The 15,094-nt window shown below is 41.4% G+C and carries 13 protein-coding genes; 8 read left to right on the top strand and 5 right to left on the bottom strand.

All coding sequences use genetic code 11. The features are described from left to right. Positions 1-45: 45 nt before the first annotated feature. Complete coding sequence (locus tag PSF27_RS09325; RefSeq protein ID WP_272538854.1) at positions 46-744, top strand: pirin family protein; 699 nt, start codon at positions 46-48, stop codon at positions 742-744. Positions 745-807: 63 nt separating this feature from the next. Here PSF27_RS09325 and pckA read toward each other — a convergent pair whose 3' ends face one another. From pckA to PSF27_RS09345, 4 genes are all read right to left on the bottom strand, one after another. Next, on the bottom strand, positions 808-2,427 hold the full coding sequence (gene pckA, locus PSF27_RS09330; RefSeq protein ID WP_206085196.1) for a phosphoenolpyruvate carboxykinase (ATP): 1,620 nt from the start codon (positions 2,425-2,427) through the stop codon (positions 808-810). Between the two features lie 203 nt (positions 2,428-2,630). Next, positions 2,631-3,503, bottom strand: a complete 873-nt coding sequence (hslO, locus tag PSF27_RS09335) for an Hsp33 family molecular chaperone HslO (protein WP_206085197.1) — start codon at positions 3,501-3,503, stop codon at positions 2,631-2,633. A 36-nt stretch (positions 3,504-3,539) separates the two neighbouring features. Further along, the gene (gene hslR / locus PSF27_RS09340) at positions 3,540-3,953 is read right to left on the bottom strand and encodes a ribosome-associated heat shock protein Hsp15 (protein ID WP_047756490.1); all 414 of its coding nucleotides are present in this window, start codon (positions 3,951-3,953) and stop codon (positions 3,540-3,542) included. Between the two features lie 62 nt (positions 3,954-4,015). After that, positions 4,016-6,115 (bottom strand): IgaA/UmoB family intracellular growth attenuator, encoded by a 2,100-nt coding sequence (locus tag PSF27_RS09345; protein WP_272681355.1) that lies wholly within the window; start codon positions 6,113-6,115, stop codon positions 4,016-4,018. A 324-nt stretch (positions 6,116-6,439) separates the two neighbouring features. Here PSF27_RS09345 and nudE point away from each other — a divergent pair, with 324 nt between their 5' ends. Further along, the gene (gene nudE / locus PSF27_RS09350; RefSeq protein ID WP_206085199.1) at positions 6,440-6,991 is read left to right on the top strand and encodes an ADP compounds hydrolase NudE; all 552 of its coding nucleotides are present in this window, start codon (positions 6,440-6,442) and stop codon (positions 6,989-6,991) included. Between the two features lie 163 nt (positions 6,992-7,154). Here nudE and mrcA read toward each other — a convergent pair whose 3' ends face one another. Next, on the bottom strand, positions 7,155-9,671 hold the full coding sequence (gene mrcA, locus PSF27_RS09355) for a peptidoglycan glycosyltransferase/peptidoglycan DD-transpeptidase MrcA (RefSeq protein WP_272681356.1): 2,517 nt from the start codon (positions 9,669-9,671) through the stop codon (positions 7,155-7,157). 116 nt (positions 9,672-9,787) lie between these two features. Between mrcA and pilM the strand changes: the two genes are divergently transcribed. The 6 genes from pilM (at position 9,788) to aroB (ending at position 14,983) form a co-directional block, all read left to right on the top strand. Then, entirely contained in the window at positions 9,788-10,669 is an 882-nt protein-coding gene (pilM, locus tag PSF27_RS09360) for a pilus assembly protein PilM (protein ID WP_206085201.1), read from the top strand. Between the two features lie 3 nt (positions 10,670-10,672). Further along, the gene (locus PSF27_RS21050; protein ID WP_272538852.1) at positions 10,673-11,227 is read left to right on the top strand and encodes a PilN domain-containing protein; all 555 of its coding nucleotides are present in this window, start codon (positions 10,673-10,675) and stop codon (positions 11,225-11,227) included. Next, on the top strand, positions 11,220-11,771 hold the full coding sequence (locus PSF27_RS09370; protein ID WP_206085203.1) for a hypothetical protein: 552 nt from the start codon (positions 11,220-11,222) through the stop codon (positions 11,769-11,771). The genes PSF27_RS21050 and PSF27_RS09370 overlap by 8 nt, the downstream gene beginning before the upstream one ends. After that, positions 11,764-12,819 carry a secretin N-terminal domain-containing protein gene (locus PSF27_RS09375; RefSeq protein ID WP_272538861.1) on the top strand — a complete coding sequence of 352 codons (1,056 nt, stop codon included), beginning with the start codon at positions 11,764-11,766 and terminating at the stop codon, positions 12,817-12,819. Before PSF27_RS09370 ends, PSF27_RS09375 begins: the two co-directional genes overlap by 8 nt. 506 nt (positions 12,820-13,325) lie before the next feature. Beyond that, complete coding sequence (gene aroK / locus PSF27_RS09380) at positions 13,326-13,847, top strand: shikimate kinase AroK (RefSeq protein WP_047756505.1); 522 nt, start codon at positions 13,326-13,328, stop codon at positions 13,845-13,847. A gap of 47 nt (positions 13,848-13,894) precedes the next feature. After that, on the top strand, positions 13,895-14,983 hold the full coding sequence (gene aroB / locus PSF27_RS09385) for a 3-dehydroquinate synthase (RefSeq protein WP_206085205.1): 1,089 nt from the start codon (positions 13,895-13,897) through the stop codon (positions 14,981-14,983). The last annotated feature ends 111 nt before the right edge of the window (positions 14,984-15,094 follow it).

The following is a 15,094-nucleotide window of genomic DNA, read 5'->3' on the forward strand; positions in this document are numbered from 1 at the left end:
AGAGAAGTTCAACCACGGTTGGGTATCCAACTAGGAGATAACACAATGATCTATTTACGCAAAGCAAATGAACGTGGTCATGCTAACCATGGTTGGCTTGATAGCTGGCACACTTTCTCATTCTCTAGCTATTATGATGAAAAATTTATGGGTTTTTCAGCTCTGAGAGTGATTAACGAAGACTTTATTGCCGCAGGCCAAGGCTTTGGTACTCATCCCCATAAAGACATGGAGATTTTGACCTATGTGCTTAATGGTGCCGTCGAGCACAAAGATAGCATGGGCAATATGGAGCAAATTCCAGCGGGTGAATTCCAAATCATGAGTGCAGGTACGGGCATTCGCCACTCAGAATATAACCCGAACAGTGATAAAGAGCTGCATCTTTACCAAATTTGGATCATTCCTGAGAAAACAGGTATTGAGCCACGTTATGAACAAAAACGCTTTGATTCACTTGATGGTAAACAGTTGGTTCTGTCACCAGACGCCCGTGACGGTTCACTGAAAGTGTATCAAGACATGGAATTATGGCGCTGGGCATTGCCTGCAAACGACGTACAAACCCACGAGATCGCCGAAAAACGAGTGGTGTGGATCCAAGTCGTCAAAGGCACCGTTGAAATTAACGGCCAAAAAGCCTCTACCAGTGATGGTTTAGCGATTTGGGAAGAAGCTCGCTTAGCCATCAAGGCAGATGAAGACAGCGAAATTCTGTTATTCGACCTGCCTTCTGCTGAGTAATCACTAACAAAAAAGGCGCTACAACGTAGCGCCTTTCTCTATAACACAAAACGCATTCGCAAATTACAGTTTTGGACCTGCTTTTACTAAAGCAGCACCTGCTGGCGTGTCCGTGTATTTATCGAAGTTATTCACGAAACGGTTCGCTAAATCCTTCGCCTTCTCATCCCACTGCGCTTTATCTGCATAAGTATTACGTGGGTCAAGGATATTGGTATCCACGCCTGGTAATGCTGTAGGGACTTCTAAATCGAAGACTGGCAGCTTAATGGTATCGGCTTTTTCGATGTCGCCACTTAAGATTGCATCAATGATGGCACGGGTATCTTTAATCGAGATACGTTTACCTGTTCCGTTCCAACCTGTGTTCACTAAGTATGCTTTTGCACCCGCAGCTTCCATACGTTTAACTAATACTTCCGCGTATTGTGTTGGGTGCAGTGATAAGAATGCTGCGCCGAAACACGCAGAGAACGTAGGAGTTGGTTCAGTAACACCGCGTTCTGTACCTGCTAATTTCGCAGTAAAACCAGACAGGAAGTGATACTGTGTTTGCTCTGGGGTTAAACGAGAAACAGGTGGTAACACACCAAACGCATCTGCCGTCAGAAAGATAACTTTTGTTGCATGACCTGCTTTAGAAACAGGTTTTACAATGTTTTCAATGTGGTAAATCGGGTAAGAAACACGCGTGTTTTCCGTTTTAGAACCATCATTGAAATCAACGGTACCATCTGCCAATACCATCACGTTTTCAAGTAGTGCATCACGCTTGATTGCGCCGTAGATATCTGGCTCAGCTTCTTTAGACAGGTTGATAGTTTTTGCGTAGCAACCGCCTTCAAAGTTGAATACGCCGTCATCATCCCAACCGTGCTCATCATCACCGATTAACTTACGTTTAGGATCGGTAGATAGCGTAGTTTTACCAGTACCCGATAAACCGAAGAAAATCGCAACGTCGCCTTTTTCGCCTACGTTCGCTGAACAGTGCATTGATGCGATGCCTTTTAATGGCAGCAGGTAGTTCATCATTGAGAACATCCCTTTTTTCATTTCGCCGCCGTACCAAGAGCCACCAATTAACTGCATACGCTCAGTTAAGTTGAACGCCACAAAGTTTTCTGAATTCAAACCTTGTGCTTTCCAGTTCGGGTTCGTACATTTTGCACCGTTCATCACGATAAAATCAGGCTCAAAGCCAACTAACTCTTCATCTGATGGGCGGATGAACATGTTTTTAACGAAGTGCGCCTGCCATGCCACTTCCGTAATAAAACGGACTTTCAGACGTGTATCTGCGTTCGCTCCACAGAATGCATCAATGATAAACAAACGTTTGCCAGACAATTGCTCTGTTACAATGTGTTTTAAATCACTCCACACTTCTTGTGACATTGGCTTATTGTCGTTCTTACCTTTACCTTGGTCTGCCCACCATACAGTATCGCGAGTGACATCATCACGAACGATATATTTATCTTTTGGTGAACGACCCGTAAAGATACCTGTATCTACTGCAACCGCACCTAATGTGGTGACCGTGCCGCGTTCATAACCTTCAAGTCCTGGCTTAGTTTCTTCCGTGAATAATAGCTCGTAACTTGGGTTATAAACCACTTCAGCTACATCATGAATACCGTACTTTTCAAGTTCCTTCAGGGTAATGCTTTTAGCGCTCATTATATTGCTCCTGGTAAACATAACTAATCTGCAGATGATCATAATTCTTTACGACTAATTAACAGCGATAGTTATCAAAGAATTGAAAATGTATAATTTTTTTTAATTCATAATGAGACTTAGAGCACGTAATAATGCTTTAAAATTATAAAAAAAAGGTGCAGAATTGCACCCTTGTCACATAATTAGGTTGCTAAATCGTATCAGTGAAGTTGCTGATTTCGCTCATCATTTAACCCTTCAATATCGGATTCAATAAATACGTAGTGTGAGCCACAAAATTCACATTCCATATCAATTTTTCCATCTTTGTGCAAAATATCGATAACATCTTCCTTTGGCAAAGTTGCTAATGTGCTTTCACAACGTTCCCTTGAGCAGGTACAACGAAACTCCACAGATTGCGGGTCATATAAAGTGACATCTTCTTCATGATAAAGGCGATGTAAAACCTCTTTGACGCCCAGAGTGCTCAGCTCTTGGCCTTTAATAGTTGCCGTCAGTTGTACGAGGTGATCAAAGAAATCGTGGCTGGTGTCATCAGCGGCAGGTAAAACTTGCAGCAACATCCCACCCGCACTCATTTTGCCATCCACTTCACCCACACGAATAAATAAACGCGTTGGCAGCTGCTCTGATTGGCGGAAGTACGCATCAATACTTTCTTCGATGGAGTTGCCTTCAATCGCTACAATCCCTTGGTAACGTTCACCTTGATTAGGCGTTATCGTGATCACCATAAAGCCATCGCCAATCATTTGGTTCAGTGTGCTACCCGCAACAACGGGGCCATCAACACGCGCAACACCTCGCATTTGTTGTAGGTTATTACCGTTAATAACAGCCATTTTAACTGGGCCATCACCTTGAATTTGAACGGTAATATCACCATCAAATTTCAGTGTTGCTGTTAATAAACTGGTAGCAACAAGCAGTTCGCCCAATAAGCCTTTTACTGCAACAGGGTAGTCATGATTTTCTAAAATCTGCTCGTAGGTCTCATCGACACTAATCATTTCCCCACGAACGGAATGCTGTTCAAACAGAAAACGGTGGAGTTGGTCTTGTTTTGACATAATTTCTCTCTATTGCTCGGGCAGTTGCTCAGGCCATCATTCAGATGACTCATGAGAATTCGTTTGTTTAAATTTTAGCAGAGTTCGTCGCTCTTTTTTATCTGGGCGGCGCTCTGGATGGGGCATGGTTAACGCATTCATTTTGCGCGCTAACGCTATTTTTTCACGATGTTCAATACTTTCGGCGGTTTCACGGTAAAGTAATTGTGCTTCGGGCGCACCTCTACGCTGGCTACTGATTTCAAGGATCTCAATCGTTCTCTCATCATTCCCCTGCCTCAGCTTCACTAAAGCATGGAGTTCAACGATTTTTCCAGGCTTAGTTCTTTGTCCATTATAATGAACTTTGCCCCCATCAATCATTTCACGCGCCATGGAACGTGTTTTATAAAAACGCGCAGCCCAAAGCCACTTATCGAGGCGAACAGGTTCTATAGACGATTGATTCATGGTGCCTCCTCACTATCAGTCTGAATCAAACTCAATGAGGCTCCCACCATTTCGGGATAATGCTAATGACGATTGGAAGGGTTATTAGCCTCAAAGCATTTATCGTAATATTGCGTGATATTACGTAATCGCTTCTTATTATTCAAAATACGGAACACAATTAGTGAGCCGTTTAGTAATACACAAAAGATAAGAAACAAGATAAAAAACGCACTACAAACATATTGAGAGACGATATCTTCATTCGGCTCTTCATGTAACACGATATGCAAAGTGCCATTAGCATCTGTCGATAATTTAGTCACAATGCCTTCCACACTAAAGGGAGTATTGCTTAACAAATTCGATAAACGGTGGAGCTCTTTCCAACGTTCCAACTGTGATAATTCATTAAAATTAAAAGATGGCCCTATCATTAAATCCACCAGAGGCTTGTTTTCATCACTCACAAACAATACGCCACCTGGGGAAGGACTATTAATTTTACGCACTTCTTTGTCTATTTCTTTTCTGATAAAGTCATATGTGGTGTCTTCAACGATGTTTTCCAAGGCCTCGGCACTTCCTGCTCGTAATAAAACATGCGCACCACTTAATTTCCCCGATGACGCCTTACTCACTAAGGTCGGCCAATCATCTGTACTACCAAGGTTTGTCAGCGCATTTTTGAGTTTTAGGCAAGCGTTCTCATCATGACACAACTTGTTCGTTTCTATAATAATGGCTGAAAAATCAAAGATAATGTTCATCCCTGATTTCATAATATCGCGCTGTAACCTTGGGTTCACACCAATAGAATCTTTATCAGGATGTAATTGATTTCTAACTATATTGAGCAAAGATATCGATAGATCAGCAATCTCAGACTGTGGCTCTGTCGACACATTGATGTTATTCCAATAGATGCCAGAGCAATCAAATGGGACAAAATTCGCCTGATTAGTGTCATCTAAATTCGGTGGACGATAGCACATCCCCTGCCCCTGTGCTGTTAGGGTATCCCCCACATTGAGCTTATGAGAAACAAGCTCCGTCACTTCCGTTACATTAATTTTTTGTGTTCCGCCAAACCAAGCAAAACCCAACTTAATGGGTAGACTCATAGATTGGTATGAAAACACCAACACAATCACCAATAACGCACCAATAAACATCAGGACATTTTTTTTGTAACGCTTGTAAGGGTAATAACGTTCTTCTTCATGTAAAGAGAGGTACTGCCCATGACGAACAACCTCCCCCGTAGGGTAAAAATCAATATTAACGGGTTTATCTGATTCGTATTTTAAATACTCCTCCCAATGCAGAGGGTAATGTAAATCTGTCCCGCTAACGGAAGCACTCGTGGAATATTTTTTATCTAATTCACCATACAATTCCCAACGCTTCGGCTGCCCATAAATACATTGAATATCTTGGTACTTACGAGGGAACATTTTTGAACGAAAGAGCACTAATGTACCAATAATAAAAATCAGTACTGCACTCGCTAACCCCCATCCTTGCAAAATTCGAATCGAAATTAACGTGAGATAACCCAATACAAAACTTAAACAAATCAACCCTGCGCCTAACCATCCCGTGGAGTTGTGTAGACGATGTTCCTCCGCTGTTTCTTGGCGGACACGTAATAATTCTACATTCTGTTGTCCACGCTCTCGAATAGCCGCTTCAGGTAAGGTCGTAGTCGATGCTGAGTTACCGAGCCATTCATTACTAAAATCTCGAAGTGAATGGCTATTCATTGAAATAATCAATGGCAGATGATCTGTCTCCACAATCTCCATCACATTTTGTCGCTGTAGATATGGCTCCAACTGTGATGGAAGCTGCACTTCAATCGTATCGATAAAATAACGCCAGCTATTCCCTTGCTCCTGGCGTAAATTAAAACGCGTTACCGAATGACAAACTGTACCAATTGTCGAATTTCGCTTAATTTGCCAAGGACTTTGTGAAGAGGAATTCGAAGCTGTAGCGCAATAATTTAAATACTGAGTGATTGTTTGGTAATCTGAATCAATCAATTTGCGAAAGGAAGGTGCGGCTACCGAAGGTATCTGATAGATGCCAGAATGCCGCCCCCGCCTGAAATACAGGAAGGAAGCCATTATAGTTAGGCTAATAACAATTATAGCCGTTATAATGACATGGTTTAACATTGTTTCCCCAACAGAAAATGAATAAGAAAAGCATAGCAATCCTACTGCCTTCTCAAAATAAGCCGATTCCTATTCTATTTATACTTTTTTCTTTAACTTACAATACGTTGTAAAAAAATCTTTATTTATTTATCTGTGCTACATTTGTGCACGAAGCAAGTTAACAATATTTTATCTACTCGATCATCTCTATCATTTTTTTTTGATATAGGTCATAGTGACATAATGATGCCAACATACTGGCAACGCAGAGTAAATTTACCACATAAATAAATGAAACATGCTTTTAGCAAGAGGTTCCACCCATCTTGTTTGGAAATCGTTATGACAGAGCTAAAAAAACCAAAAATCTTGAATATTCAAGATGTTGCTCAATCAAAATTATTCAGTATCCAGTCAGTTGATCTCGAATTTAGCAACGGTGAAAAACGAGTCTATGAAAGAATGCGCCCAGCAAAACGCGAAGCCGTTCTTATTATTCCTATTATTGATGACCACTTAATTCTGATACGCGAATATGCCGTTGGGATTGAAAACTACGAACTCGGTTTCCCTAAAGGGGCTATTGACCCAGGCGAAATTGCGCTAGAAGCAGCACAGCGCGAGCTCAAAGAAGAAGTTGGCTATGGCGCAAACAGCATCATTCAGCTCGCTAAACTGACTATGTCACCATCTTATTTTTCCAGTAAAATGAACATATTAGTAGCACAAGACCTTTATAGCGAAAAGCTTGAAGGCGATGAGCCTGAACCACTGCAACAAGTTAAGTGGCCAATTGCGCGTATGATGGAACTACTGGAACACCCAGACTTCAACGAAGCGAGAAATATTAGCGCACTTTTCTACTTAGAACGTTACTTAAAAAGTAGTAAGTAATACTACTTGTTTTTTGTATTTTATATAAGCCACGTTTTTTTTCTACGCCTATTCTTATCGTTATCAGCTATTTTACACTCATTTAGTGTTTTTTAGCATAAAAAAACACCCCATGTTTTAATAACAATGGGGTGCTTATCACGATATTACTAAACGTATTTTCTTAGAACAACTCTTGGCTCAAACCGCCTTCTGTTGAAATGGTTGTTCCCACTTCTTGTACAGAATACTCTTTAGGCTCAGTCCCTTCGATAAAATATTCACGGCGTGAAGAGCCTAATTTGCCCGTACGACTGTCAATTGACACAGAGATAACCCCTTTCGGCGGTTTCATCATTTTTACTGGAACACCTGTCAGGATGGATTTCATAAAATCATCCCACATTGGCTGAGCACTTTTCGCACCTGCTTCACCTCGGCCGAGTGTCCGTCTATTATCATCAAACCCGATCCACGCTGATGCCACAACATCTGGACCATAACCCGAGAACCAAGCATCTTTTGAACTATTAGTCGTCCCTGTTTTACCACCAATATCTCGGCGTCCACCTAAATCTCTTGCTGCGCGCCAGCCCGTTCCAGACCAGCCTGGTTCACCATAAATATTCGTCATCATCGCATCTCGAATTAAGAACGCAAGCGGCGTACTTATCACATGAGGTGCGTATTGAGGCTCTGAACTCACATTTTCGTCACCCGAGGTTGCCACTTCCATTGTTGGCTCTTGATTCACAACATTATGGCCTGATTGAGTGACTTCTTCTGTAGATTCATCATCAATCCCTTTTATTTCGATGGTACGTTCTGTATCGCCGTAAATGACTGGAATATTAGTACAATCAGGACATGCTAGCTTAGGATTCGCTTCAAAAATCACTTCATCATTGTGATTTTCAATTTTCAAAATATAGTACGGATCAACAAGATACCCGCCATTGACCATAACCGCATAACCACGCACCATTTGCATTGGTGTAAATGATGGCGCACCCAAGGCTAACGCCTCTGTGCGGTTAATATTTTCACGCGGAAAACCAAAACGCATCAAATAATCAGCTGCGTAATCGACCCCCATTGCGCGCATTGCACGAACCATTACCACGTTTTTTGACTGCCCTAACCCTTGACGTAAACGGATTGGACCATCATAGCGTGGAGGCGAGTTCTTCGGCCGCCAGTCAGAGCCAGCCCCCGCATCCCAACGACTAATAGGCACGTCATTCAGCAAAGAAGATAGTGTAAGGCCTTTATCCATTGCCGCAGTATACAAAAAGGGTTTTATATTCGAGCCCACTTGGCGCAGTGATTGTGTCACGCGGTTAAATTCGCTCATATTGAAATCAAAACCGCCGACTAATGCGATAATCGCACCATCATTAGGGTTAAGTGCAACAAAAGCAGCATTTACATCAGGAACTTGCCCCAGCCACCAATTATCTTTCACTTTACGAACCCAAATTTGCTCACCCACTTGAACAACCGCATTCACCGCTCTTGGGGATGCGCCTTGTTGTGTATCAGAAATAAATTTACGCGCCCAGCGTACACCGGTCATCGTAATATCAATTTTTGAGCCATCTGCTAACATAACATTCGCTTCAGAACCCGTTGCGGATAGCACGACCCCAGGCATAAGTGGCCCGTAAACAGGGGATTTCTTCAGCTTTTCAATAATTTTTTCAGCTGCCCATGCCATTTCAGTGGGCTTCCACAGCACTTCTGCTGGGCCACGGTAACCATGGCGAGTATCGTAATCGATCAAGTTATTGCGAACAGCATCAGTTGCAGCTTCCTGATCTTTGCGGATCACCGTGGTATACACTTTGTAACCGTCGGTATACGCATCTTCACCGTATTTATCATACAGCGTTTGGCGAGCCATTTCGGCAAGATAAGGTGCAGAAAAATCAATCTTTGGCGCATGATAAGACGCCACAATTTTTTCGTTTCTCGCTTGCTCATACTGGTCTCTCGTAATGTACTTTTCTTCCAACATACGAGAAAGCACAACATTACGACGATTGATGGCACGATCATAAGAATATAATGGGTTAAATGTTGAAGGTGCTTTTGGTAGCCCTGCAATCATGGCCATTTCGCTCAATGTGAGCTCATCCACTGTTTTCCCGAAATAAACGTAAGCCGCAGCCCCAACGCCATAAGCACGGTTACCCAAATAAATTTTATTTAGGTACAGCTCCATAATCTCATCTTTCGAAAAAAGCTGTTCGATGCGAATCGCTAAGAATGCTTCTTTGGCTTTACGCATTAAGGTTTTTTCAGGGCTTAAATAGAAGTTTCTCGCCAGCTGCTGAGTAATGGTACTCGCACCTTGTGACGCATGACCAGATGACGCCATCACTGATACCGCACGGAAAATACCAATCGGGTCAATACCGTGATGTTCATAAAAACGGCTATCTTCTGTCGCGATAAACGCTTTCACCATTAATGGTGGAATTTCCGCTAATGGGAGTGGAATCCGACGTTTTTCACCGTATTGGGCAATCAACTCGTTATCAGCGCTGTATACCTGCATTGGAATTTGCAGACGAATGTCTTTCATCGTTGCAACATCAGGTAGCTCACCTTCGACATATTTATACATGCCATAAATCGAGGCGGTTCCCAAAAAAATGCAACAGAAAACAAGAATAAAAAAATATTTTACGAACTTCACCGGAAAATTCCCATGCTCGGCTAACAAGAGGGTTTAGATATCACTAACGCATAGTATAAAGCTTATACAGCACAATAGAAAACGTAATTTAACCGTTAATGATAAGGAAATTAACTATGTACACATCAAAATGGAACATTGGGATCGATATCTATCAAAATAAAATTCAATTAGTTGCCACAAAACAACGCCGTAAATACTGGTCTTTATGTGAATGTTGGCAACAGCAACTCCCTTTCGAAATAACTGAGAGTTCAGATCCAGAACAACACCAAATTCTACTGAAAGTTTTAACGCAGTGGCGTCAGAAATTACCGAAAAACTGTACCGTTTCTATCGCCTTGCCCGCTGTTCGTACGTTAAAACAGCAACTGTCATTGCCGAACCAAGTCCATCTGCAACAGCCTGAACTAAGCTGGTATCTGCAATCTCAAGCTAAAAAATGCTTTCCAATGAATGTTCATGAGCTCGCCATTGACTATCGCGTGATCAATCAACACGTTTACCTTAATGGGGCTCGAAAAGCTGATATCACCTTTTGGCAAAACTTATTAACACAAAGTGGGTTTAATTTACTGGCCATTGATGTCGCCCCTGTCGCATTGCGTTATGTTGCTCGCCATTGCCAGTTACCTGATGATGCATGGTTAGTTCATTATAGGCAAGGTGAATGGTTATGGTCAGGGCCCATTAGCCTACCTACAAATTATAATCATGTTCTAGATAATGAAATCACCTCCCTTTCACAGCTTTTACCTCATCTGAACGCAGAAAGTCACGCCTCAACTTTGCCTGTTTACCTCATTACCGATCATCCAAATATAGACCAACCACTCGATATCACAAATCCACAAACCGACCATGACTGCCATGCTCAATGGCAATCATACAGATGGGAATTACGACAAGCCTTTCAACACCATAATCTAAAACTGCCACGCCAATTAGGGGACTTTGTGATCGCAGCTGGGCTGGCGCTACGCCATGGGGATATTTAAGACATGAAAAACACAAATCTATACCAAGTCAATTTTTTACCTTGGCGACAACAAAAAATAATGAAAAAAAAACGTGAGTTTATTCTTTTCACTAGCGCACTGTGCTGCTCCACACTTACTGCTTGTTGTTTTTTATATATATTTCAACAGATTGATCTTAATAACAAACAAGTTTCACTATATAGCACACAAGAAAAAAGCCAGCAAATCCAGCAATTAAGCCTGAAGATAGCACATCAACAGGCTCAATTAAACCAGCTAATGGAAAAACAAAACAAATATAAAGTCATCGAACAAAACAACCGTGCACTACTGGTTTTACTGCGTAGCTTACCAACGATAACGCCATCAAAAAGCTGGCTGACCTCTTTTCAGCTAATTAATGATCAACTTAATATCAAAGCTAATAGCTATGACTTTCAAAATATGGCTCTTTTTAGCCAACAACTGGAAAACCAAAAAAATTTAAGTGAAATTCAATTAAAACAACTCAGCCGAAATCAGCAATTAAATAGTCTGCACATTTCAGCAAAACATCAAGGAGAGGCAAATGAATGAAACATTCCATGCCTTTTGGTATCGCTCTTTTTGGCGACAAACCTTACCCGTTGTTGTCTTTATTGGGTTGTTTCTATTTGCGGGCTATTTTATTTATTGGGAAAAGTCTTCAATACAACTTATTGAATTAGAAAATGAAATAACTCATTTATCTGACTACATTCAAAAGGAAGAACAACGAATTCAACAACTGCCTGCACTCTATCAGTTAGCACAACAAATTGAAAATATTGAAAAACACACTGTGTTTGATAACCGCCCTCTAGCACTATTTTCGCATTTTAATGCACTCATGAGTCAGTCCGCCGTTACACTCAATAAGCTTCAACCTATAAATAACAACGAAGGTTATTTTATGGAAATACAAGGCAGCTTCACCGATATCTATCATTTTATTCAAAAGCTGATTTCCTCGCCCTCTCCCCATAAATGGCATTACTCAGAGGTCACCCTTAACCCGAAAAAAAATTTATTGGTTGCTTCAATGACACTGTCATCAATAATTCATTTAACCACTCTCAAGGATGAAAATGGCCATGAATAACACCTTAATCCCCGCTGTAAGGCTAATAACTGTTTTTTTGATATTCATGTTTAGCTCTGCTGTTGCAGAGCAAATTCGCGACCCTTTTGTCCCACTATTGCCAATTGAGGAAAATATTTCCCCTCAAGCCACCAAACATTCTTTACCTTTAGAGACCAATAACGAGGTTTGGATTGAGAAAATTTTCAAATTAGTCTCAATAAAAGCGCAAGAGGTTCACCAATTACTAAAACAGCCTGAGATAGCTTTATTGTCAAAAAATGCAACCATTCATCACGAAGCGACAACAAATAGCGTGATCATCAAAGATAGCCAAGAACGCCTCACACTCATTGAAGAATGGATAAAACAAAAAGATTTACCTCAACAACAAGTTCAGATCACCGCGCATATTATTAGCAGTAGTAAAACGGCACTACAGGAGTTAGGCCTTGAATGGGGATTACTTGCAGGCAATACAACACACAGCCGGCTTAATCGCTATAATCGCTACCACTTTGCACCTGGGCAATTTTCATTTAACGTCTTAAAACTAAGCGAAGGTTTACTTGAAATGAAGCTCAATGCGTTAGAAAAAGAAAATTTATTATCTATTATTGCCAGCCCACGTCTCATGGCTTCACACCAAAAAGCCGCTAGCATCCAGCAAGGCACCGAAATCCCTTATGTCACCAGTAGTGAAAAGAAGACCCATGTACAATTTAAGGATGCTGTCTTAGGTATGGATGTAACACCCACGATTATCCGTGATGAAAAAGTAGAGTTGAACCTAAAAATTAGCCATAACTCGCCAGATACCGCGCTCACTAGCAGTCAAAATCACCATTTAGCGATAAACAAACAAGAAATCGCCACCTCAGTCACCATTAAAAATAATGAAACCCTAATATTGGGTGGAATTTTTCAGCAAAAACAAGAAACAACACAAACGGGTCTGCCCTTCCTTTCTCATGTCCCTCTTTTAGGAGCATTGTTTACAAATAGCGCAGAACATATCGACAGACGGGTTCTTGTCGTTTTTATTACACCAAAACTTATCAATATTTAGTATGAGTAAAATAACATCTATACTTCAATTAGTTGAATAGACAATAAGTCAAAGTGCACAAAAAAAAACTTTTTTTATGCCATAAACCTACCGGATAAATTTGACGCTGACGTCGTTTTAGCATACAAGGTTATCCATTGAATGTTCTAACTATCCTTAGATTAAAGAACAAGCTGTCAGTCGCTTATAAAACAGCCACAATAATTTTGCTCTACAATTAACAGAAATTATATGCACCTAATGGTATTCTAAATCTGTTAAAGACCATGCTAAACAATGCATTAGGCAATAACGACGGCTCAAATATAGAAACCTGTAATTGAAAATGTGGCACTTTGTTCGCTTAGTGCCACATTTATATAGTTGCAATCCTAGTTGATGTGTTGAGATAATTTTCCTATCTGATCTCACATCATCACTAATGAGGTTTCAGTTTAGGTCCCGCTGCTAATTTTTTATTGGCGGGGCGGGTTCATTAACGAATAATCGTAGTAATACCAAAAAACATGGCAGAGAAACGCAATATCTTTCTGGTTGGACCGATGGGCGCTGGCAAAAGCACTATTGGCCGTCAGTTGGCACAACAGCTTAATATGGAGTTTTTCGACTCTGATCACGAGATAGAAAAACGCACCGGCGCGGATGTCGGCTGGGTATTCGACCTTGAAGGCGAAGAAGGCTTTCGTGATCGCGAAGAAAAAATCATCAATGAACTCACAGAGAAACAAGGCATTGTATTAGCGACAGGTGGCGGTTCTGTTAAGTCTAAAGAAACCCGTAACCGTTTATCCGCTCGCGGTGTCGTTGTCTATCTCGAAACCACAATTGAGAAGCAACTTTCTCGTACACAACGTGATAAAAAACGACCACTGCTACAGGTTGATGAACCTGCGCGTGAAGTACTCGAGAAATTGGCTGACGAACGCAACCCTATGTATGAAGAAATCGCAGATATTACTATTCATACGGATGAACAAAGCGCCAAAGTCGTTGCTAGCCAAATCATCGAAATGTTAGAAAAAAACTAATTTATCATCGTGTTATTTTGTCAGTAATGAATTCAAGGTAGAACAAGATGGAAAAGGTCACCGTTACGCTGGACGAACGCAGTTATCCAATCAATATTGCCCCTGGGTTATATAACCAAACAGGTGCATTTTGGCCATTAGCTGCAGGTCAACGAGCAATGATAGTGACAAACGAAACACTGGCACCCATTTATCTTGAGAAGATAAAACGTGTTCTAGAGGCTTCTGGTGTCAAAGTGGATTCCATCACCCTACCCGATGGCGAACAGTATAAATCATTGTTTATTATGAATGATGTATTTACTGCATTACTGGAAAAACACCATAACCGCGATACTACCCTCATCGCTCTTGGTGGGGGCGTTATCGGTGATTTGACAGGTTTCGCTGCTGCAAGCTATCAACGTGGTGTTCGCTTTATTCAGGTTCCAACGACATTGCTATCTCAAGTAGATTCTTCTGTCGGCGGTAAAACCGCAGTCAATCATCCATTAGGGAAAAATATGATTGGGGCATTTTACCAGCCTGCCTCTGTTGTCATCGACCTCGATTGCTTAAAAACACTCCCACCAAGAGAGCTAGCTTCTGGCCTCGCTGAAGTCATTAAATATGGCATCATCCTTGATGGTGAATTTTTCACTTGGTTGGAAAACAATATTGATTCACTGGTTGCTCTGGATAACCAAGCAATGGCTTACTGTATCCGCCGTTGCTGTGAACTCAAAGCACAAGTTGTGGCTGCCGATGAAAAAGAAACCAGTGGCCTTAGAGCACTACTTAACCTAGGCCATACCTTCGGCCATGCTATCGAAGCACATATGGGGTACGGTGTCTGGTTACATGGTGAAGCCGTCGCTGCGGGAATGGTCATGGCGGCTAAAACCGCTGAATTGATTGGCCAATTAACGCCAGCACAAACACAACGCGTTATTACACTGTTAGAACGCGCCTCACTCCCAGTCAAAGGCCCTTCACAAATGAAGCCGGATGATTACCTACCGCATATGATGCGTGATAAAAAAGTGATGGGGGGAAAATTACACTTAATCCTACCAACCACTATCGGGCACTCAGAAATGCGTTCAGATCTTGATTCGCAAACGGTAATTGCCGCAATAACATCCTGTACACCATAAAATTATGACAAAATGGCCTTGTGCATCGCCAAAAACAAAGAAAATGCCTAATTTATACTGGTGTTTTAAAATGTTACTGGTAGATGCAGTTCAAAGTCGTTAAATTATACA

This window comes from Providencia sp. PROV129, assembly GCF_028482245.1.
Taxonomy (GTDB): domain Bacteria; phylum Pseudomonadota; class Gammaproteobacteria; order Enterobacterales; family Enterobacteriaceae; genus Providencia; species Providencia vermicola.